Source organism: Aeromonas sp. ZOR0002, from assembly GCF_963866995.1.
In the GTDB taxonomy this organism is placed as follows: domain Bacteria; phylum Pseudomonadota; class Gammaproteobacteria; order Enterobacterales; family Aeromonadaceae; genus Aeromonas; species Aeromonas caviae.
In genome coordinates this window covers 1-19,155 of sequence record NZ_CAWMFQ010000043.1, presented here as the reverse complement: position 1 = coordinate 19,155, position 19,155 = coordinate 1, and the positions used below count along the sequence as shown (strand labels likewise).

The 19,155-nt window shown below is 62.6% G+C and carries 12 protein-coding genes; 2 read left to right on the top strand and 10 right to left on the bottom strand.

The window, feature by feature from the left end; all coding sequences use genetic code 11:
- Positions 1-86 precede the first annotated feature (86 nt).
- From putP to AACR77_RS03255, 8 genes are all read right to left on the bottom strand, one after another.
- Entirely contained in the window at positions 87-1,595 is a 1,509-nt protein-coding gene (gene putP / locus AACR77_RS03290; protein WP_042879699.1) for a sodium/proline symporter PutP, read from the bottom strand.
- A gap of 273 nt (positions 1,596-1,868) precedes the next feature.
- The gene (locus AACR77_RS03285) at positions 1,869-2,795 is read right to left on the bottom strand and encodes a L,D-transpeptidase family protein (RefSeq protein WP_010675523.1); all 927 of its coding nucleotides are present in this window, start codon (positions 2,793-2,795) and stop codon (positions 1,869-1,871) included.
- A gap of 185 nt (positions 2,796-2,980) precedes the next feature.
- The gene (locus AACR77_RS03280) at positions 2,981-4,222 is read right to left on the bottom strand and encodes a mechanosensitive ion channel family protein (protein WP_010675524.1); all 1,242 of its coding nucleotides are present in this window, start codon (positions 4,220-4,222) and stop codon (positions 2,981-2,983) included.
- A 131-nt stretch (positions 4,223-4,353) separates the two neighbouring features.
- Positions 4,354-5,553: an acetate kinase gene (locus AACR77_RS03275; RefSeq protein WP_010675525.1), complete on the bottom strand. Its 1,200-nt coding sequence runs from the start codon at positions 5,551-5,553 to the stop codon at positions 4,354-4,356.
- 218 nt (positions 5,554-5,771) lie between these two features.
- Complete coding sequence (locus AACR77_RS03270; RefSeq protein ID WP_010675526.1) at positions 5,772-6,242, bottom strand: YhcH/YjgK/YiaL family protein; 471 nt, start codon at positions 6,240-6,242, stop codon at positions 5,772-5,774.
- Between the two features lie 310 nt (positions 6,243-6,552).
- On the bottom strand, positions 6,553-7,659 hold the full coding sequence (locus AACR77_RS03265; protein WP_042016043.1) for a 1-acyl-sn-glycerol-3-phosphate acyltransferase: 1,107 nt from the start codon (positions 7,657-7,659) through the stop codon (positions 6,553-6,555).
- Between the two features lie 174 nt (positions 7,660-7,833).
- Entirely contained in the window at positions 7,834-8,388 is a 555-nt protein-coding gene (locus AACR77_RS03260) for a GNAT family N-acetyltransferase (RefSeq protein ID WP_042016041.1), read from the bottom strand.
- A 37-nt stretch (positions 8,389-8,425) separates the two neighbouring features.
- Positions 8,426-8,980, bottom strand: coding sequence for a GNAT family N-acetyltransferase (locus tag AACR77_RS03255; RefSeq protein ID WP_042879697.1), 555 nt, complete (start codon positions 8,978-8,980; stop codon positions 8,426-8,428).
- A 351-nt stretch (positions 8,981-9,331) separates the two neighbouring features.
- On the opposite strand from AACR77_RS03255, the gene AACR77_RS03250 reads away from it, so the two are divergent.
- Positions 9,332-11,104 carry a M4 family metallopeptidase gene (locus AACR77_RS03250; protein ID WP_042879696.1) on the top strand — a complete coding sequence of 591 codons (1,773 nt, stop codon included), beginning with the start codon at positions 9,332-9,334 and terminating at the stop codon, positions 11,102-11,104.
- A gap of 57 nt (positions 11,105-11,161) precedes the next feature.
- Here AACR77_RS03250 and AACR77_RS03245 read toward each other — a convergent pair whose 3' ends face one another.
- Positions 11,162-12,061, bottom strand: a complete 900-nt coding sequence (locus tag AACR77_RS03245) for a LysR family transcriptional regulator (protein ID WP_029314793.1) — start codon at positions 12,059-12,061, stop codon at positions 11,162-11,164.
- Between the two features lie 202 nt (positions 12,062-12,263).
- Here AACR77_RS03245 and mdtH point away from each other — a divergent pair, with 202 nt between their 5' ends.
- Positions 12,264-13,457: a multidrug efflux MFS transporter MdtH gene (gene mdtH / locus AACR77_RS03240; protein ID WP_029314794.1), complete on the top strand. Its 1,194-nt coding sequence runs from the start codon at positions 12,264-12,266 to the stop codon at positions 13,455-13,457.
- A gap of 168 nt (positions 13,458-13,625) precedes the next feature.
- Here mdtH and AACR77_RS03235 read toward each other — a convergent pair whose 3' ends face one another.
- The gene (locus tag AACR77_RS03235; protein ID WP_269429271.1) at positions 13,626-19,118 is read right to left on the bottom strand and encodes a type I secretion C-terminal target domain-containing protein; all 5,493 of its coding nucleotides are present in this window, start codon (positions 19,116-19,118) and stop codon (positions 13,626-13,628) included.
- Positions 19,119-19,155 lie beyond the last annotated feature (37 nt).

Below are 19,155 nucleotides of genomic sequence, written 5' to 3'. Positions count from 1 at the left end.
CACTGGGGCGCCCCATGCAACACGTAATTGGGACATAGCCATTAAAAAGCCCCGCAGTTGCGGGGCTTTTGTCGTCGAGGCGGGGGTTATTTTGCCGCAATGGCGTCTGCCATGGGGCTCTGGAACTCCTGCTCGGCTTCTGCGAAGCGATCCTGCATGGCCTTGGAGGGGGCTTTGTCCAACAGGCTGAACAGCACGATGGCCAGGGTGGCAAACAGGAAGCCCGGGATGATTTCGTACAGACCCAGCCAGCCGAACTGCTTCCAGATGATGACGGTCAGGGCACCGGTCAGCATGCCCGCCAGGGCGCCGTTGCGGGTCATGCGGGACCAGAGCACGGAGAGCAGCACCACGGGACCGAAGGCGGCACCGAAGCCGGCCCAGGCGTAGCTTACCAGCCCCAGCACCCGGTTCTCCGGGTTCACCGCCACGGCGATGGCGATGAGGGAGATGAGCAGCACCATGGCGCGGCCGACCCACACCAGCTCTTTCTGGGAGGCGTTCTTGCGCAGGAAGGGCTTGTAGAGATCCTCGGTGATGGCGCTGGAGCAGACCAGCAGCTGGCAACTGAGGGTACTCATCACCGCCGCCAGGATGGCGGAGAGCAGCACGCCGGCAATCCAGGGGTTGAACAGGATCTTGGAGAGCTCGATGAAGACGCGCTCCGGGTTGGTGGTCACGCCGCCCGCCTGCTCGGTGAAGGTGGAGAAGTAGGAGAGGCCGAAGAAACCGATGGCCACGGCGCCGCCCAGGCACAGCACCATCCAGGTCATGCTGATGCGACGGGCGCTGGCCATGGAGTGGTGGGAGTCCGCCGCCATGAAGCGCGCCAGGATGTGGGGCTGGCCGAAGTAGCCCAGGCCCCAGGCCATCAGGGAGATGATGGCGATGAAGTCCAGGTTCTTGAACATGTCGAGGTTGCTGGCGTTCTGCGCCGCCACCTGCACCATGGCGGTGTCGATGCCGCCCACGGCGATGATGACGAACACCGGGGTGAGGATGAGGGCGAAGATCATCAGGGTGGCCTGCACGGTATCGGTCCAGCTCACCGCGAGGAAGCCGCCGAAGAAGGTGTAGGTGATGGTGGCTGCGGCGCCGACCCAGAGGGCGGTGTCATAGCTCATGCCGAAGGTGCTCTCGAACAGGCGGGCACCGGCCACCACGCCGGAGGCGCAGTAGATGGTGAAGAACAGCAGGATCACCAGGGCGGAGAGGATGCGCAGCACCCGGCTCTTGTCTTCGAAGCGGTAGGTGAAGTAGTCCGGCAGGGTCAGGGCGTTGCGGTTCTTCTCGGTGTGAACCCGCAGCCGACCGGCCACCCAGCGCCAGTTGAAGTAGGCGCCGATGACGAGGCCGATGGCGATCCAGCTCTCGGAGATGCCGCCGATGAAGACGGCGCCGGGCAGGCCCATCAGGAGCCAGCCACTCATGTCGGAGGCGCCGGCGGAGAGGGCGGTCACCCAGCTCCCCATGCGGCGGCCGCCGAGAATGTAGTCGTCAAAGTTCTGGGTGGCGCGATAGGCGATAAAGCCGATCAATACCATCCCGAGGATGTACACCAGAAAGGTGATGAGCATGGGGGTGCTAGCTGTCATTCAAAACTCCGTTATGTGACGTCTGTGTTCGTTCTTGCGACGAACTCTTCCTTAAAAAACCGGCCTAGAGTAATCAGCAGATCGCCGGACCACAACCACTTTTAACAAATAAAAAACACATAGAAAACGTTTAACACCTAACCAAGCAACCACTCAATTGCAATAAGGCCGGATTTTATCCCGATCTGCCAAGGGTTTACCCTGATGATCCCCTCCCCCGCGCCATAAAAAAGCCCCGACAGTGGCCGGGGCTCGGGATACCGACGGGCGGGATCAGCGGTTGATGGCGATGGGCATGCCGCTGCGCTGCTCCAGGGCTTGCTTGACCAGCTGGGAGTCGCTGTCCGCGTGGGCGATGAAGCGGGTCACGGCGGTGGACATGGGCAGCGGGGCCGGCAGGCTGGAGTTGAACTCCTCCTGGTTGCGGGAGAGAGGCTGGTGCACTTCCAGGTAGCGGCGGCCATCCGGCTCGACAGAGGCCTTGATGGGCTGGTTCACGAACTGGACGCGGGTACCGACCGGGACCTGCTTGAACAGGTACTCGATGTCGTCGTTGCGCAGACGCACGCAGCCGTGGCTCACCCGCAGGCCGATGCCGAACTGGGCGTTGGTGCCGTGGATGGCGTACATCTTGCCGATGTAGAGCGCGAACAGCCCCATGGGGTTGTCCGGACCGGCCGGCCAGACCGCAGGCAGGGTCTCGCCACGGGCGGCGTACTCGGCGTGCATCTTCGCGGTCGGGGTCCAGGTCGGGCCCGCCTTCTTGCGCTGCACGCTGGTCACCCAGTCTTCCGGGGTGTCGGTGCCGAGCTGGCCGATGCCAATCGGCAGCACTTCCACCACCTTCTTGCCTTTGGGGTAGTAGTAGAGGCGCATCTCGGCGACGTTCAGCACGATGCCTTCACGGGGGGCATCCGGCAGGATCAGCTGGTGCGGCACGACCAGCTTCTCGCCCGCCTGCAGCAGCAGGGGGTCTGCCTTGGGGTTGGCTTCCAGCATGTTGGTCAAGCCGAGCTGGAATCTGGCCGCTGCCGCTTCCAGGGGTTGGCCCGCCTCTTCCGGGGACACCACGTAGTCCAGGTTCTCCCCCACCAGGCGGCTGTTGGCTGCGGGCAGGGCATATTCGATGGCGAGGGCGGGCATGGCGGCCAGGATCAGGGAGCAGCACAGTGCGGCCGCCGTGTTGTGGAGGAGCTTCATAACTTTCCTGTGATAAAGGGGGTGGTTCAGCACTCTGGCCAGCGCGGAGGCGACGGGCGCGCCCGGGGCGAAGAGAAGGCCGCCATTTTTCTCCTCTGCCATGCAAATTTCAACCGCCACGTGCTGACGGGTCGGTGATTAAATACGGTGCCGCGCTGCGCCGCGGCACCTTGCCATAAGCGGGATCAGCCGTTTTTCCAACTGTGCATGTCATAACCGGTTGGCGACTGATGCAAACGCAGATGGAATTGCTCAATTATCGCAAATATGTGGTCGAAAATATCAGCCTGTATCCCTTCATACTCGGCCCAGGCGGTGGTCGCCGTGAAGCAGTAGATCTCCAGCGGCAGGCCGTCCGTGGTCGGTGCCAACTGGCGCACCATCAGGGTCATGTCCTTGCGAATACCCGCATGAGCCCGCAGGTAGGCGTCCAGATAGGCGCGCAGGGTGCCGAGGTTGGTGAGGTGGCGACCATTGATGGGGCAGCTGATGGCATCGCTGAGCTGCTGGTTGTAGCTGCTGAGCTCCTGCTCCTTGCGGCTGAGGTAGGGCGCCAGCAACCTGGCCTGCTTGAGCTGCAACTGCTCCTGCGAGGTGAGGAAGCGCACGCTGGTCATGTCAATGTTGACGCTGCGCTTGATGCGGCGCCCGCCGGATTCGGTCATCCCCTGCCAGTTCTTGAAGGAGTCGGAGATGAGGGCATAGGTAGGGATGGTGGTGATGGTCTTGTCCCAGTTCGACACCTTGACCGTGGTGAGGCCGATGTCGGTCACCTCGCCGTCCGCCCCGTACTTGTCCATCTGCAGCCAGTCACCGACGCTCAGCATGCGGTTGGCGGAGAGCTGGATACCCGCCACCAGGCCGAGGATGGGGTCCTTGAACACCAGCATCAGGACCGCGGTCATGGCCCCCAGGCCGCTGAACAGGAAGAGGGGCGACTTGCCGAGCAGCAGGGCGATCATCAGGATGCCCACCAGGATGCTGGCCACCAGTTTCACCCCCTGGAAGATGCCGCGCAGGGGCAGATCCCGCCCAAGCCGGGTATGCCGGCTCAGGGAGAGCAGGCAGTCGAGCAGGGCGAACAGAGCCAGCAGCAGGAACAGCAGGATCCAGAGCTGGGCCAGCAACTCGATAAGCGCCAGGCTCTCGGACGCTTTGGGCAGCCAGATCTCCGCCTGACCGAGCAGCACGGCCCCCTGGAACACGAAGGCGAGCCGGTAGAAGAGGCGCTGCTGCAACTGGGGCGGCAGCCACATCTGCTTGGTCTTGCCAAGCAGCCCCACCAGGCGCACCAGCAGGATGCGGTGCAGCACCAGGTGCAGCACCATGGCGGTCAGCACGATGAACCCCAGGGCAATCACCAGGGCCATCATGGGGGTCACATCGACCCCCAGGCCTGACAACCAGTTGAAAAACATCTCTTTCATCGTTACCTCCGCAATATCACACAGCGGTCAGGGTACGCATCTGGTCCCCCATGTCAAATGACAGGCCGATCACTATTGCCGAAACGACAACGCCCGGCAGGGGCCGGGCGTTGTCGTCACCAGAGGGTGCCTTAGCCGACCAGGCTCAGGGCATCACGGGCGATCACCAGCTCTTCGTTGGTGGGCATCACCAGGGCCAGACGGCTGCCTTCGACGGTGATGGGGCCTTCACCGCCCAGTACGGCGGCGTTGTTGGCCTCCTTGTCGATCTTGAAGCCGAGCAGGGCCAGTCGGGCCAGCACCATCTCGCGCACCATGGCGGCGTTCTCGCCGATGCCGCCGGTGAACACCAGAGCGTCCAGGCGACCATCCATGGCGGCAGCATAGGCGCCGACGTACTTGGCAACGCGATAGGTGAAGACGTCCAGCGCACGCTTGGCACCGGCGTCGGTGGCGTAGTTGCCGGTGACGTAGCGGCAGTCGCTGCTCTCCTCGGTCATGCCCAGCAGGCCGGATTCGCGGGTCAGCACCTGGTTGATCTTGTCCACGCTGTAACCCAGGTTGTCGTGCATGAAGAAGACGATGGCAGGGTCGATGTCACCGGAGCGGGTGCCCATCGCCAGCCCTTCCAGCGGGGTCAGCCCCATGGAGGTGTCGACGGACTCGCCGTTCTTGATGGCGCAGACGGAGGCACCGTTGCCCAGGTGGCAGTTGATGATGTTGAGCTCATGGAGCGGTTTGCCCAGCGCCTTGGCGGTCTCTTCGGCGATGAAGCGGTGGGAGGTGCCGTGGGCGCCGTAACGACGGATGCCATTCTCGCGATAGAGCTTGTAGGGCAGCGCGTAGAGGTAGGCTTCCTCTGGCAGGGTCTGGTGGAAGGCGGTGTCGAACACGGCCACGTTCTTGTCGGCCAGGGCCGGGAACACCTTGAGGGCGGCACGGATGCCGATGAGGTGCGCCGGGTTGTGCAGGGGGGCAAACGGAATGGCGGCTTCGATGCCGGCAATCACGCCGTCATCGATGCGCACGGAACGGGAGAACTGCTCGCCGCCGTGCACGATGCGATGGCCGATGGCGACCAGCTGATCGGCCAGGGCGGGATCCTGGGGCAGGATGTGGCCCACGATGTGGTCGAGGGCTTCCTGGTGCGCAGCACCGGCGCCCAGCATGGCGTCGCCCTTGACCCCGTGGAGTTTCCATTTGATACGTGCGTCATCCAGATTGAAGCATTCGGCCAGGCCGGACAGCATGTCCTCGCCCGTTTCAGCGTCCATTACGGCAAATTTCAGGGAAGAGCTACCGCAGTTAAGGATCAATACCAACTTGCTCATGTTCTACATCTTCCTGTGCTTCGGCTTTACGCCGACAGTGTCGTGTCATCCAGCGATGGATGGGATTCCCCTGCCGGGGGCTTATGGTCGCAGGAGGGTGCGTCCAATTTTTCAAATCGTTGGGCGCAGACCGTTCGTCTGGCGCGCGCGTCGAATCAGCGATTCGCAACGGGCCTCTGTTGGCCCAATCACTCGGGACTCCAGGCCCCGGTTGCCACTCAGGCGCCGGTCAGCAGCGACTGGTGAACCTTGACGACCAGCTTCTTGACCGGACCTGGGGTCGTCAGGGTACAGAGGGGGCGATGCAGTTCTCCCGGCCAGAAGATGGCGAAGTCGCCGGGCTGCAACGCCAGATAACTGGTCTGCTCGTCATCGACGAACCAGAGATCGGGGTGAGGATGGTCGGCACCGTCCCGGCTGTAGGCGTGAGGGCCCACGCCGATCCACTCCTCGCCGCGCAGCAGCAGCTGGATGTCCAGATACTGCTCATGAAACTCGCCCCGGCGATCCGCCACCGGCTCTGTCAGATCCTCGCTCACCAGGCAGAACAGCGTGAGGCCGTCGACCTCCTGCTTGCCGAGGGGAGCGTGCAGCCAGCGTTCGACGCTTTGCACCACCTCGGCCACGATACGGTTCAGGGGGGCGGGCAAGGGGGTGCGTTGCAAGGTATCCAGACTGCCGGTGATCATGAGGTTCGCATCCTTAGGTATATCTGTGGTCTATCTTTGTGCACCAATGAAAAAGGACCATTGAAGGTCCTTTTATCGTCTCGTCTGCCATCCGTGCAGACGGGGGCGCTGTCGCTTCCAAGCCGATGGCGCCGAGTCACTGTTGCATACTCGTCCGCCCCTGCCAAGAGATACTCGCCCATTCACCCGATGATCGTACCAGTTGAAACAATATTATTCACTACCCAATCTCCCCCGACTTTGACCAGACGCAAAAACGGGAGCATCTGCTCCCGTTTTTTTTCCATCACCCGCTCAAAAGCGGTGCCATTCAAACCTTTCCGGCGTTTTCCACCGGCTTGGCGTACATGGCGCGCCAGATGGCCTTGTGCTCTTGTGGCACCTCGGACTGGCGAGTCAGGAAGGCGCTCTGCTCTATGGTGCTGGCCTTGCCGGGCACATCCGCCGCGAGGTAGTTGCCCGGGAAGAGGCGATAGCTGCTCCAGATCGCCTTGTCGATGAGCGCCGCCAGCTCGTCTGGATCGCTGAAGCCCTCGGTGATGGGGGCGCCGAAGGAGACGTGTACCCGCCCCTTCTGGCCGACGATGCCCGCGACGATACTCTCGATGTCCTCGAACTCGCCCTTCTCGTAGCTGCCGTTGACCGACTTCTCGTAGAGCTCGCGCGCCTTGGCCTTGTCGGTGGGATCCAGCTCGTAGCTGATGCTCACCGGCACGATGTTGAGGCTGCGCATGTAGTCGACGAAGTCGATCTTCTGCTTCTTGCCGTCCACGTAGAACATCTTGAGGATGGCCGGATCCGTCTTGTCATCCCCGTCCTTGGCGCGCCCCTCCTTCTGGGCGATCCAGATGGAGTGCCCCTCGTGCACCGACTGGCCGATGTAGGCCGACAGCTCGCCGAGGGCCTTCATCATCTCCCGCGGTCCCTTGGCGGAGCGCTTGACGATGAAGCTCTTGTTGAGCTTCATCAGCTCGGTGGCGCAGGGCTTGCGCAGCAGGTTGTCGCCGATGGCGATGCGCACGGTATCGAAACCATGGGTGTGCAGCCCCCAGTTGACGAACGCCGGATCCATGGCGATGTCCCTGTGGTTGGAGACGAACAGGTAGCCCTGCTCCTTCTTGAGGTGTTCGAGCCCGGAGAAGCTCACTCCCTGGGTGGAGGTGGCGATCATCCTGGTCATGTAGCGGGTCACCCCCATCTGTACCTGATGGATGGTGCTGACCTTGGCCCACTTGTGGCGCAGGAACTGGCGGATCAGCGGGCGAATGGCCCAGCCCAGCCAGCTCATCAGGGAACCGAAGCGGTATTTGGCGATGGCGCCGATAAACTCGTCATCCTGGATCAGCCGCTCGATGGCAGCCGGCACTTCTTCATCGCGATAGGGGCGAATGTCCGCGAATCTATCTACTTCTGTCACAATGTCTGCCTTGCATGTATGGAGTCGCGGCCTGCGTCTGCCGGCCGGGAAAATTCAGGGCGCAATTTTACACGCTTTTATCCCCAGGGGTATGAGAGGCGTACAGATAGTGCGATCTTGCAGTGAAAAAGCGATGGCGGTCACCCGCCAGCCCCCCTTTCGACAACGGCTCTGCTAGCCAGCGGGATTGATGAGCGCGGTGAGGACGTGATCCTCCCAGCGGCCGTTGATCATCAGATAGTCCCGAGCGTATCCCTCCTGTTCGAACCCCAGCCGTTCGAGAAGCGCGCCGCTTCGCAGGTTCGCGGGCATGTAGCTGGCCATGATGCGATGCAGGCCCCGCTCCCGGAACAGGTGATCGATGCCGGCGGCCACCACCTCCTGCATCAGGCCCTGCCCCTCGTGCTCCTTGTCAATCGCATAGCCCAGGTGGCACGCCTTGAACATGCCCATCACAATGTTCGTGAAATTGCAGGTGGCGAGCACCCGCTCCCCCCTGGGATCGAGCGCCACCAGTTGCACGGCACTGCCCTCGAAATAGTGGCCGTAACCGTCGCGCAAGCGGGTCTGCCAGTGGGCGAGGGTGTAGAAGCTCTCCTCCCGCCTGGGCTCCCAGGGGGAGAGGTGGGCGCGATTGCGCAGATAGAAATCCACCATCAGGCAGGCTCGCTCCGGGGTCAGCACGGTCAGCCGGGTGCGGGGGGTGACAATGTGGGGCAGCGTCGTCATCTCGCCCTCAGGAGGTTGGAAGCGGACAGAAAGGTCATCAGAGATCCCTCAGCCTCAGCCACTCGTCCCGCAGCAGGCCGTAGTGCACATGATCCACCACCCTGTCCGCCAGCCGCTCCGCCCGCCGGGTCATCCCCTCCTGGGTCATTCCCAGCCGCTCGCACACGGCCCGGCTCGCCTCGTTCTCGAGGGCGGCGCTGATCTCCACCTTCTCCATCCCCATCTCCTCGAAGGCGTGATGGATCAGGGCCTGGCAGGCCCGGGTGATGATGCCGTGCCCCTGCCAGCGCTCCGCCAGCCAGTAGCCGATGGTCACCTTGCTGAGATCCTGATCGATCTGGTTGTAACCGATGACGCCGACCACCTCCCCCTGATACTCGATGGCCGTGGTCAGCCCCTCCCCCCGGGCAAACTTCTCGATGGCGTGGCGAATGAAGGTGGCGCTGTCGGCGGGCTGCTGGATGTGGGGCACCCAGGGCAGCCACTGGGAGAGGTAGTCGCGGTTGCGCTGGCAGAGGCGAAACAGCTCGCTGGCCATGTCGGGTTGCAGGAACAGGAGCGCCAGCTCGTCATCCAGTTGCCATGAAAACATCGCCACTCCTCCCCGGTTCCGCTCCGGCCATCTGCCGGCATGGGAGCCAATGTAGTCAATCAATCCCTTGTTTGCCAAGGACTTTTCAACCGACTTCCCCGCTGGCAACCCCCATATGGCGATCCCCATGCGGGCACCTTGATCCCCAGGTCATCAATCACCCCTCACAGCGGTTCAACATGCTGCCATTACCAGCATTTATGGATGATTGGCGCTGTAAAAGTGAATCGTGCTACCTGTTTTCGCTGCCCTGTGACAAATGACAGGCCGTTATTTTCCCCCTTCCCACTAGTGTAAGAGCGCCGGGCAACGGACCCGGCGTGTAATCTTCATCGACTAAGGAAAGACGAGATGAACAAAGTCTATTTGGCCGTCATGCTGGCCTGCTGGGGAAGCGCCGCCATGGCGGCAGAACAGGTGGAAGTGAACCAGGTCTCCGACCTGGCCGGTGCGGTGAGTGGCGCCGCCAAGATTGGCGCCCTTGGCGCCGGGGATGGCGAGTTTCGCAAGGTGCGGGCGGTGACGCTGCCCAATGGCCAGCAGCGGATACGCTATGAGCAGACCTGGCAGGGGATTCCGGTGTGGGGCCAGGTTCTGGTGGCCGATCAGGCGCTGGGGGGCCAGGTCAATCAGGTGTCCGGCACCATGCTGCGCAAGATCGATGCCGACCTGACGGGCCCGGCCGTAGCCCTCTCCGCCAGCGACGCCGCACGCCAGGCTCGCAGCGGTGCCAAGGGGAGCAACGAACAGGTCAAGCTGTTCGTGATGCAGGATGAGACCGGCCAGGCCAGACTGGTCTATCTGGTCTCCTGGCTCGCCGCCAGCAAGGAACCGAGCCGCCCCTTCGTGATGATCGACGCCCAGACCGGCAGCGAGCTCAAACGCTGGGAGGGGATCAACCACAAGGACGCCACCGGCCCGGGGGGCAACGTCAAGACCGGCAAGTATTTTTACGGCGCCGACTTTGGCCCCCTCCAGGTGGATGACAACTGCCGCATGACGGGGACCAATGTGGACACCCTCAACATGAATCACGGCACCACGGGGGGCACCATCCACCAGTTCACCTGCCCGGAGAACACGGTCAAGGAGATCAACGGTGCTTACTCCCCTCTCAACGATGCCCACTACTTCGGCAACGTGGTGTTCGACATGTACCGCAACTGGTACAACACGGCGCCGCTGAGCTTCAAGCTCAAGATGCGGGTGCACTACAGCCGCAACTACGAGAACGCCTTCTGGGACGGCAGCCAGATGACCTTCGGCGACGGGGCCACCACCTTCTATCCACTGGTAAGCCTGGATGTGGCAGCCCACGAGGTGAGCCATGGCTTCACCGAGCAGAACTCAGGACTGGTCTACTCCGGTCAGTCCGGCGGCATCAACGAGGCCTTCTCCGACATGGCGGGGGAAGCGGCCGAATACTACATGAAGGGCAGCAACGACTGGCTGGTAGGGGCCCAGATCTTCAAGGGCAACGGCTCCTTGCGCTACTTCGAGGACCCGGCCCGGGACGGCAAGTCCATCGGCCACGCCAGCGATTACTATGACGGCATCGACGTGCACCACAGCTCCGGGGTCTACAACCGCGCCTTCTACCTGCTGGCCAACACCAGCGGCTGGCAAACCCGCAAGGCGTTCGAGGTGTTCGTGCTGGCCAACCGCCTCTACTGGGGCCCCAACACCACCTTCGATCAGGGGGCGTGCGGGGTAACCAGGGCCGCCACGGATCTCGGCTACAGCGTGATCGACGTGGCAGCCGCCTTCACCGCCGTCGGGGTCAATGCCACCTGTGGCGGCACCACGCCCCAACCGGGCAGCGTGCTGCAAAACGGGGTACCGGTGAGCAATCTCACCGCCGCCAAGGGGGGCAAGCTGAACTTCACCGTCGAGGTGCCCGCCGGCAGAAGCCAGCTGGTGGTGACCAGCAGCGGCGGCAGCGGGGATGCGGATCTCTACGTGAAGTTCGGCAGCGCGCCGACCGCCAGCAGCTATGACTGCCGCCCCTACAAGAGCGGCAATGCCGAAACCTGTACCCTGAACGCCCCCAAGGCGGGGACCTGGCACGTGCAGCTGAGCGGGTTCAGCGCCTTCTCCGGCGTCACCCTCAAGGCCAGTTACTGAGTCTGAGCGGGCATCAAGGGGAATAAGCGAAGAGCGCCGGCCTGGTCCGGCGCTTTTTTATGTCCGCTTGCCCGACCAGCGCCGGGCAAGGGTACGGGCCGCCTCCAGCACCCGCTCCTTGGCGGGATTGGGGCGCTTGCCGCTGCGCCAGGCCATCATCACGTCCCAGTGATCCGGTGGCAGATCCACCACGTCCAGCTTCACCAGGCGACCGAACTCCAGATCCCGGGTGATGGCGAGCGCCGGCATCAGGGTGATGAAGCCGTGCTCCAGCGCCAGCTCACGCGCCGCACTTGCTGGCTGGATGGCGTGCAGCGGGCTCGCCACCTGGCGCAGCAGACGCAACTGCAGGATCAGCTCGTCGCAGCCCGTCCCCCACTGCTGGGGCGCCAGCCGCTCGTTGGCAATGTCCTGCAGGGTCAGCCCCTGCCGCCCGGCCAGCGGGTGGGTGGCGCAGGCCACGGCGATGATGGGGGAACGGTAGAGCAGTTCGAGCTGGATGCCCGCGATGGCAGGGCACTTGAGAATGAAGCCCACGTCGGTCTCGCCGGTCAGCAACTCCTGCATGATGATGCCAGAATGATCCGTGTTGCAGCGGATCTCGAAGGTCTCGTCCACCAGGGCCAGCAGCAGGGGGCCGAACACCGCCGTGGTCAGGGAGGGGAGGCAGGAGAGCCGGATCCGCGGCAATGCAGGCGCCCCCTGCATCGCCAGCCGCCCCCCTTCCAGTGCGCTCAGGGCCGCGGTCGCGGCAGGCAGAAACTGCTCGCAGGCCGGGGTCGGGGTGGCCCCCCGACGATGGCGACGGAACAGGGACTGACCCAGCTCCTGCTCCAGCACGGCAATGCGCTGGCTCACCATGGGTTGTGACCAGCCGCGAATGGCGGCCACCTTGCTGAAGCTGCCACGGTTGGCCACATCCAGCAGCAGTTGCAAATCGTCGAGGGTCATAGCCATAACCAAATCCAATATGAAATATAGCCAGTTGTCGGCTACCACTATATCTGGCGCCCCACCAGAATAGCAGCATCAATCGTCATGAATCGGCTGAACGCCACCGAGCCAGGGAGTTGTCATCCTCCTTGGCTCTGTTTGGTGACGGCGCCGTTCGGGCAAGAAAGACAACAATATCAGCGAAGCAAACAGAGGTATCAGGGTCATGGTGGATCGGGCGAGGCGGTTGGGGCGGTGGTTCTTGGCATTGGATTCCCTGCTGGTGATCCTGGGCTTCTTCGTGGTGATGCCCATGATCAGCCTGCGCTTCGTCGACCAACTGGGCTGGGCCGCCGGTGTGGTCGGACTGGCACTGGGGCTGCGTCAGCTTACCCAGCAAGGGCTGGGGGTCTTTGGCGGCTCCCTCGCCGACAAGTTCGGGGCGCGCCCCCTCATCGTCTGCGGCATGCTGCTGCGGGCGCTGGGGTTTGCCAGCCTGGCCTATGCCCAGAGCGGATTGGAACTGATCCTCTCCTGCATCATCTCGGGGCTGGGTGGCTGCCTGTTCGATCCCCCCCGCGCCGCCCTGGTGATCAAGTTCACCCGGCCACGGGAGCGGGGTCGCTACATCTCCCTGCTGATGATGCTGGAGAGCGCCGGCGCCGTGGTGGGAGCCCTGCTCGGCAGCTGGCTGCTCAACTTCGATTTTGAATATGTCTGCCTGCTGGGTGCCGGTCTCTTCGTCTGCGCCGCCCTGTGCAACCTGCTGATCCTGCCCCCCTACAAGCTTTCGGTGCGCCCGACGCCGATCCGGGACGGCCTCGGCCAGGTGCTGGCGGACAAGGCCTTCTGCCGACTGGTGCTGATCTTGAGCGGCTACTACGCGCTCTGGGTGCAGGTCATGCTGATCTTCCCCATTCTGGTCAAACAGATGGCGGGCAGCACCACGGCGGTGGGCTGGATGTACACCCTGGAGACGGCCATCTCCCTGGCCCTGCTCTACCCCCTTGCCCGGTTCGGCGAGCGCCACTTCAAGCTGGAGAACCGCCTGATGGCGGGGGTGCTGCTGATGACCACGGGGATCGGGCTGGTGGCCTTTGCCACCACCTTGCCCGCCGTCTTCCTGCTGCTCGCCTGCTTCTATCTCGGCATCGTCATCGCCGAGCCGGCGCGGGAAACCCTGATGACCAAGCTGGCACAACCGGGGGCGCGGGGCAGCTACATGGGCTTCAGCCGACTGGGACTGGCGCTCGGAGGTATGACGGGTTACGTGGGGGGCGGCGCCCTGCACGACTACGCCATGGCCCAGGGGCAACCCTGGTTGCCCTGGCTGGTGCTCGGCACCGTCGGTGTCACCACCTTGCTGCTGCTGGCCAACTGCTTCCAGCGCGGCTCCCGCCTGGCAGGGGTCAACGCCTGATCCTCTGGCAATCATCCCGTCTACCCCGGGCGCCCTTCTCTTGAAGGGCGCCCTTTTTTTACCTTCTCCTTGCATTGCCCTCCCCCTCGTCTGCGCCCATCCACCCGAAAATCCCCCATAAAAAAAGCGGCAGATTGCTCTGCCGCTTTTGCCCAGCCCGCTTGGCTGTTACTTGTTGATATCCAACATATTGTTTTGCAACATGAAATCGATCACCTGGTTGGCAGTGGTTCCAGAACCGCCCGTCAGGGTGTCGAAGGTGTGGTTCATCAGCACTATCTCCTGGGTCACCGGCGCGGCACTGCTCTCCTTGACCTGCAGATGCACCCCTTCGCTGTCCTGGAACACCGAGAGCAGGCTCTTCAGGGAGCTCTCGCTCTTGCTGCCATCGCTGTCGAGCAAGTCGCTCAGATCCAGCTTGTCCCCTTCCGACTTGCTGAAATCGACGATGTAGTCCTTGGCCACCTTGCCAGCCTCGGTATCCCCCTTCAGCCAGGTGAAGGTATCGGCACCTGCATCCCCCATGAGGATGTCGTTGCCGGCCCCCCCGATCAGGATGTCGTTGCCCAGCCCGCCGCTCAAGATGTCGTTGCCGGTACCGCCATAGAGGGTGTCGTTGCCACTGCCGCCATAGAGGCGATCGTTGCCGCTTTCCCCATAGAGGGTGTCGTTGCCGCTACCACCGAACAGGGTGTCGTTGCCGGCACCGCCGTACAGGAAGTCATCCCCCCCCTGACCGAACAGGATGTCATTGCCATCACCGCCGAGGAGGGTGTCCCCCTTGTCATTGGCCGACGACTGATCGAACTCGCTGGCGTGATCCGTGATGTAGGCGTGCACCTGGGCATCGGTCACCGACCCTGCCCCCAGCTTGCCGCTCACATACTGCTTGATGGCCGCATACCCTTCCCCGCTGATGCCGGTGAAGCGTACCGCGTCGCCAAACAGGATGTCGTCGCCGGCACCGCCATCCAGCCTGTCAACGCCGGGCAGGTTGCTGACCGGCGTCCCCAGGATGGCATTGGCCAGATCGGAGGCATTGACCCCTGTCTTGATAACACCATCAGAGTCGTAGGACTTGAGATCGTTATAGGAGATATTCGCTCCCAGTCCGATCGCCTCGACGGTCACTCCCATGCCGGTCAGCAGGCCGAAGCCGGCTACCGAGTTGGTGATGGTTGTGTCAGAGGAGTCCTGCCCATTGCCGCCAAGAGACCAGTATACGTAACCGCCTTTACCATCTGGTCGCATGGCTCCGATGGTGCTCTGGGTACCCCGCCAGTCGTAGGAGTAGACCCTGCCCTGAGCATCAATGATGGTCTTCCCATCATTGTTATAGATTTTGCCCGCCACATAGCTGCCCTTAAGCACCGTGTTAAGACGAACATCATCATCCCAGAACTTATCATTGACGATCGGATTGCCTCCCTCACTGTCCAGATAGAAGGTCGGCTTGCCATCGGTAATGAAATAGGTCAGGTTCTTGGCATTCGTATTACCTTGTGCGGTCGAACTGTTGAACCAGTTGGCCGTGGTCTGGAACACATCTTCATAGTTGGTCCCGCCGCCACTGTCTTTGCTGCCATCCATGCTGTCGAGGATCGCCTGCAACTTGGTCAACGCATCCGAATCCTTGAGGTTCACGCTCACCGATTTGTTGGCCAACGTATCAAAGTCCACCAGGAAGATATTGACCTTGCCCGCACCGGCTGCCCCCGCAGAGTTCTTGAGGCTGGTAAACACTTGGGACAGCTGGGTTCTGATGGTCGCCATGGCGTCACTGCCGATACTGCCGGAGCTGTCGACCATAAAGGCGAGGTTGTAGTTCTGGCCCGGCAGCATCACGCTGCCATCCAGATCCCCCACCACGATATTGTGCTCGCTGCCATAGCTCCGGTTCTGGTCCCCCGGCTCCCCTTCGGTGGCGTTGAAGTAGCTCAGGCGGATGCTGTCGTCATCGGTCGCGGTACTGGTCAGATCGGTCCCGACCTCCTTGGCGATGACATCGACCTTGAGATTGACCAGGCCCGCCTTGTCACCCGGTACCCGCAGAGTCAGGCCGCTCAGGTTCAGATCCAGTGCATTGCTGCTCCACAGCTTGTCCGACGCGGTGAAGGTCAGCTTGCCATCGTCCCCGACGGTACCCAGCAACTGGCTGCCCTTGTAGAGTTCGGACCCTTTGGGCATGCCGCTCAGCACCAGGCTGTCAAACACCTCGCTGCCATCCCTGTCGGTGAGGGAGGCCGTCAGCTCGACCGGGTAATCCACCTTGGTCGGCGGAACCAGGGTCAGCTCACCCGTGGTCTGGTTGATCTGGTAGATGCCGTCTGCGAACTGGACATATTCCATGTCGTGCAGGGCCTTGGTCACCCCGACGCCTCGCTCGAACACGACGAAGTCGAACCACTTGTCGTTGTTCGAATAACCCTCGCCCTTCTTGATGGAGTAGTCGGCACGATTGCCGGGCAGCACGGCGATATCCGTGCCAGTCCCGCCATAGAGGCCGTCATTGCCAAGACCGGAGACCAGGATGTCGTTGCCTTCACCGCCGTAGAGGGAATCGCCCTGGATGGCATCGCTGCCCACCAGAATGTCATCCCCCTGGTTGCCGACCAGGCTGTCGCCGCCTCCCTTCTGGCTCACGATGTAGTCGTTGCCGCTGGTGCCATTGACCAGATCCTGACCAGAAGAGCTATCGGTCAGGGTCTTGGTGATCCCGAGAGCCCCCTTGTCGAAGTTGCCGGACTGGAACTGGCCCGTGGTGATCCCCGCGCTCGGGAAGCTCAGGTTGTAAAGGGGAATACCGTTGCCCACCAGAGTCAGGTTAACGGTCGGCTTGTCGGCCACCGCCGCCACGTCGATCACCAGCTTGCTGCCGTTGCTGAGGTTGGCACCGTCGCTTATCTGATAGCCGATGCTGGCATAGTCGCCCTTCATGTTGCCGACCACGGCGCCGTTGCCGTTGGCGGCATGGGTGCTCGATTCGTTCAGACCGGGCACGAAGCGCAGATGGCCTGCGTTCACCTCGGCATAGGAGATGAGGGATCCGGTTTGCACCGCAACCCACTGCCCAGCCGCATTGAGGTATTCGAGGGTACCGTTCAGCGGCAGGGTGTTGATCTGCACCCCGAGATCAGTCGCGCCCTGATCGTCGCTGGCACCGAACTGGGCCCAGGTCAGGACCTGGGGCTGATCTTCGGCACCGGCGCTGTGGCCGCCAGCCGCCGTCGGCGCCCGATCATTGTCCACTATGGTACCGGTCCCGCTCTGACCACCGATGGTCACCGAGAGGGTCTCGTTCGTCTCGACCAGACGATCGTTCACCGTCGGGATGGTCACCGTGAAGTCTGTCACGCCCGCCGGTACCGTGATCTTGCCGGTGGTGCTGTTGTAGGTCACGCCGTTGCTGAACTGGGCATTGCCCCAGTCCTGGTTGGAGGCGGGGTTGTTGCCCGATCCGCGAATGGCGAAATCGTATTCGGTCGCTTCCTGGGTCGCATCGGACAAGGTGACCTTGTGCAACAGGTTGCCCCCTTCAGTCACGCTCTCGCTGGAGACACCCTGAACCAGCGGCGTGAACAGAGGCTTGGTGGCAAAGGAGCCAATGCTGGCGTCACCGTCACCATCCACCACCCGGATCTGGAAGTCGATGTCACCATCACCCAGGGGTTTGGACATGCGCTGGTACTGGAAGAACTCCCACTTGCCGGTGGCTGGCGTGAACTCCAGCTTGAAGACGAGGTTGCCGCCCGCATCCTTCCCGAGCAGGGTATTGGCCCCGCTAGCGGTGATGGCGATGGCTGAGCCGGAAGCCGTCCGCAGACCATTCTCGAAGGTCGCCGGGTCCAGCACCAGCCCGATGGAGCCCTTGCCGTCCGCCCCCCACTGCGGGGTCACGGTGCCGGAACCATAGGCGATGGCCTGCGCCGTGTTGGCACCGAGGAACTCGATGCTCTGTACGGTGAAGTCGCTGTTGTCGGAGGTATTGGTGTTGCCGTTGTTGGTCGCCTTGATCACCATGGTATCGAAGCCACCCTGCTGCACCTGGAAGTTCTGGTTGAACTCCCCACCCGATGCGTTGGAGTTGAATACCAGGGTGCTGATCAGCACACCACCGCGATAGAACTCCACGACCCCGCTCTCCAGCTCGCCACCAAACATCTTGCTGAACTTGATGTTGGCGCCGTAGGCGACCTTGCCCGCATCCAGCCTGATGATCAGCTGCTCGGAGGCGGACGATCCGTCGGCAAAGTGACGGAAGTCAATCTCGTTGGCGAGGTTGTGGTAAGGCGCAGCACCGCTGGCCACCCCCAGCCCCGAGCTGGAGCCGTTGACCTCCGCCGTTACCAGTGAGGAATCAGTTGCCGACTTGAAGCCCAGGGCGCTGATGGTAAAGCCCGCCATGTTCAGGGTGCTCTGGTTGCCACTGTACTTGGTCAGGTCGAAGAGCCCGGTCAGCACGTTCGGAATATCGGTCTTCACCACGGAAACGGCATCGCTGTTGCCGGCAATGGGGGAGTCGTCCTCGACGCTGACATCCAGCTTGCCCTTGGTGACACCGCTGCCATCGGAGACCTCCACGTCCAGCTGGAACGACAGCTTGTCTTCCGAGGTCGTATCCCCGTGGTCGAGGGGGCCTTTGAGGGTCACGTCATAGGTCCACTCTCCCTTGCCGCTGGCATTGGGTGCCGTCAGCTTGACTTCGACCACCGCCTTGTAATCGGCGCCGCCAATCGCCCCCGTGTAGCCGACCAGCGTCTTGCTGCCCGCATCCCAGCTCCACTGGACCTTGGCCCCACCGGACGTCAGCCCGGCCGGTCCGTTCAGGGAGATGCTGAGCGTGCTGCTGTCGATGTCGCCCACCGAGAGGGTACCGGACGCCTTGATGGCGTTGGTGGTATCCGGGTTGCCGACCGTGTCGGCAATACCGTTTGCCAGACCCTCTTCGGAGACGACAGCCCCATTGGAGATGGTCAGCGTCGGCAGATCGTTGACCGCATCCACCTTGATGGTCACGGTTGCGGGACTCGCATCCACGGCGCCGTCGTTGTCTACCGCCGCATAGTTGAAGGTGGTGTTGCCGTTCCAGTTCGCATTCGGGGTGAAGGTGAGCTTGCCGGCGTCCGCCACCGCAATGCTCTGATCCACCGTCACAGCCACCCCGTTCAGATAGAGGATGCCGTTGGCAGGCAGGCTCTTGATGGTGAAACTCACCACGTTGCCATCGATGTCGCTGCCACTGAGGGTCGGAATGGCGATGCTGGCGGCATCTTCCTGACCGTTTGCCTGCTTGTTCGCCGTCTCCGGCGCTTCATTCAGGATCTGCGCGTTGTCGCTGCCCGGCAGGGAGACATTGCCCGCCTTGTCGGTCTGGGTCGCCGTCACCGTCAACGACTTGCCGTTGGCCGGGGTCGTCTCCGTCCAGCTGATGGTGCCATTCTGATAGCCGTAGCTCTTGCCATTGCTTGCCAGCAGGGTGCCATCGGCCTTGAGCGTCAACTGGACAGTGCTGTTCACCCCGCCATTGTTGATGGTCAGCGTCACCTTGCCGCCCGCAACCAGGTCTGCGTGATTGATCCCGGCGCGTACCTGGATCTGATCATTGCCAATCTCGGCCTTGGTCAGCATCTGGTCGTTGTTGGCATCATCCACGATAACCACGGTCGGCGCACCGGTCGCGGTGGTGTCGCCCATGGTG

Bases quoted from the DNA above. Each gene is read 5' to 3' on its own strand.
- putP (WP_042879699.1), bottom strand. From the start codon at position 1,595: ATGACAGCTAGCACCCCCATGCTCATCACCTTTCTGGTGTACATCCTC.
- AACR77_RS03285 (WP_010675523.1), bottom strand. From the start codon at position 2,795: ATGAAGCTCCTCCACAACACGGCGGCCGCACTGTGCTGCTCCCTGATC.
- AACR77_RS03280 (WP_010675524.1), bottom strand. From the start codon at position 4,222: ATGAAAGAGATGTTTTTCAACTGGTTGTCAGGCCTGGGGGTCGATGTG.
- AACR77_RS03275 (WP_010675525.1), bottom strand. From the start codon at position 5,553: ATGAGCAAGTTGGTATTGATCCTTAACTGCGGTAGCTCTTCCCTGAAA.
- AACR77_RS03270 (WP_010675526.1), bottom strand. From the start codon at position 6,242: ATGATCACCGGCAGTCTGGATACCTTGCAACGCACCCCCTTGCCCGCC.
- AACR77_RS03260 (WP_042016041.1), bottom strand. From the start codon at position 8,388: ATGACGACGCTGCCCCACATTGTCACCCCCCGCACCCGGCTGACCGTG.
- AACR77_RS03255 (WP_042879697.1), bottom strand. From the start codon at position 8,980: ATGTTTTCATGGCAACTGGATGACGAGCTGGCGCTCCTGTTCCTGCAA.
- AACR77_RS03250 (WP_042879696.1), top strand. From the start codon at position 9,332: ATGAACAAAGTCTATTTGGCCGTCATGCTGGCCTGCTGGGGAAGCGCC.
- AACR77_RS03245 (WP_029314793.1), bottom strand. From the start codon at position 12,061: ATGGCTATGACCCTCGACGATTTGCAACTGCTGCTGGATGTGGCCAAC.
- mdtH (WP_029314794.1), top strand. From the start codon at position 12,264: ATGGTGGATCGGGCGAGGCGGTTGGGGCGGTGGTTCTTGGCATTGGAT.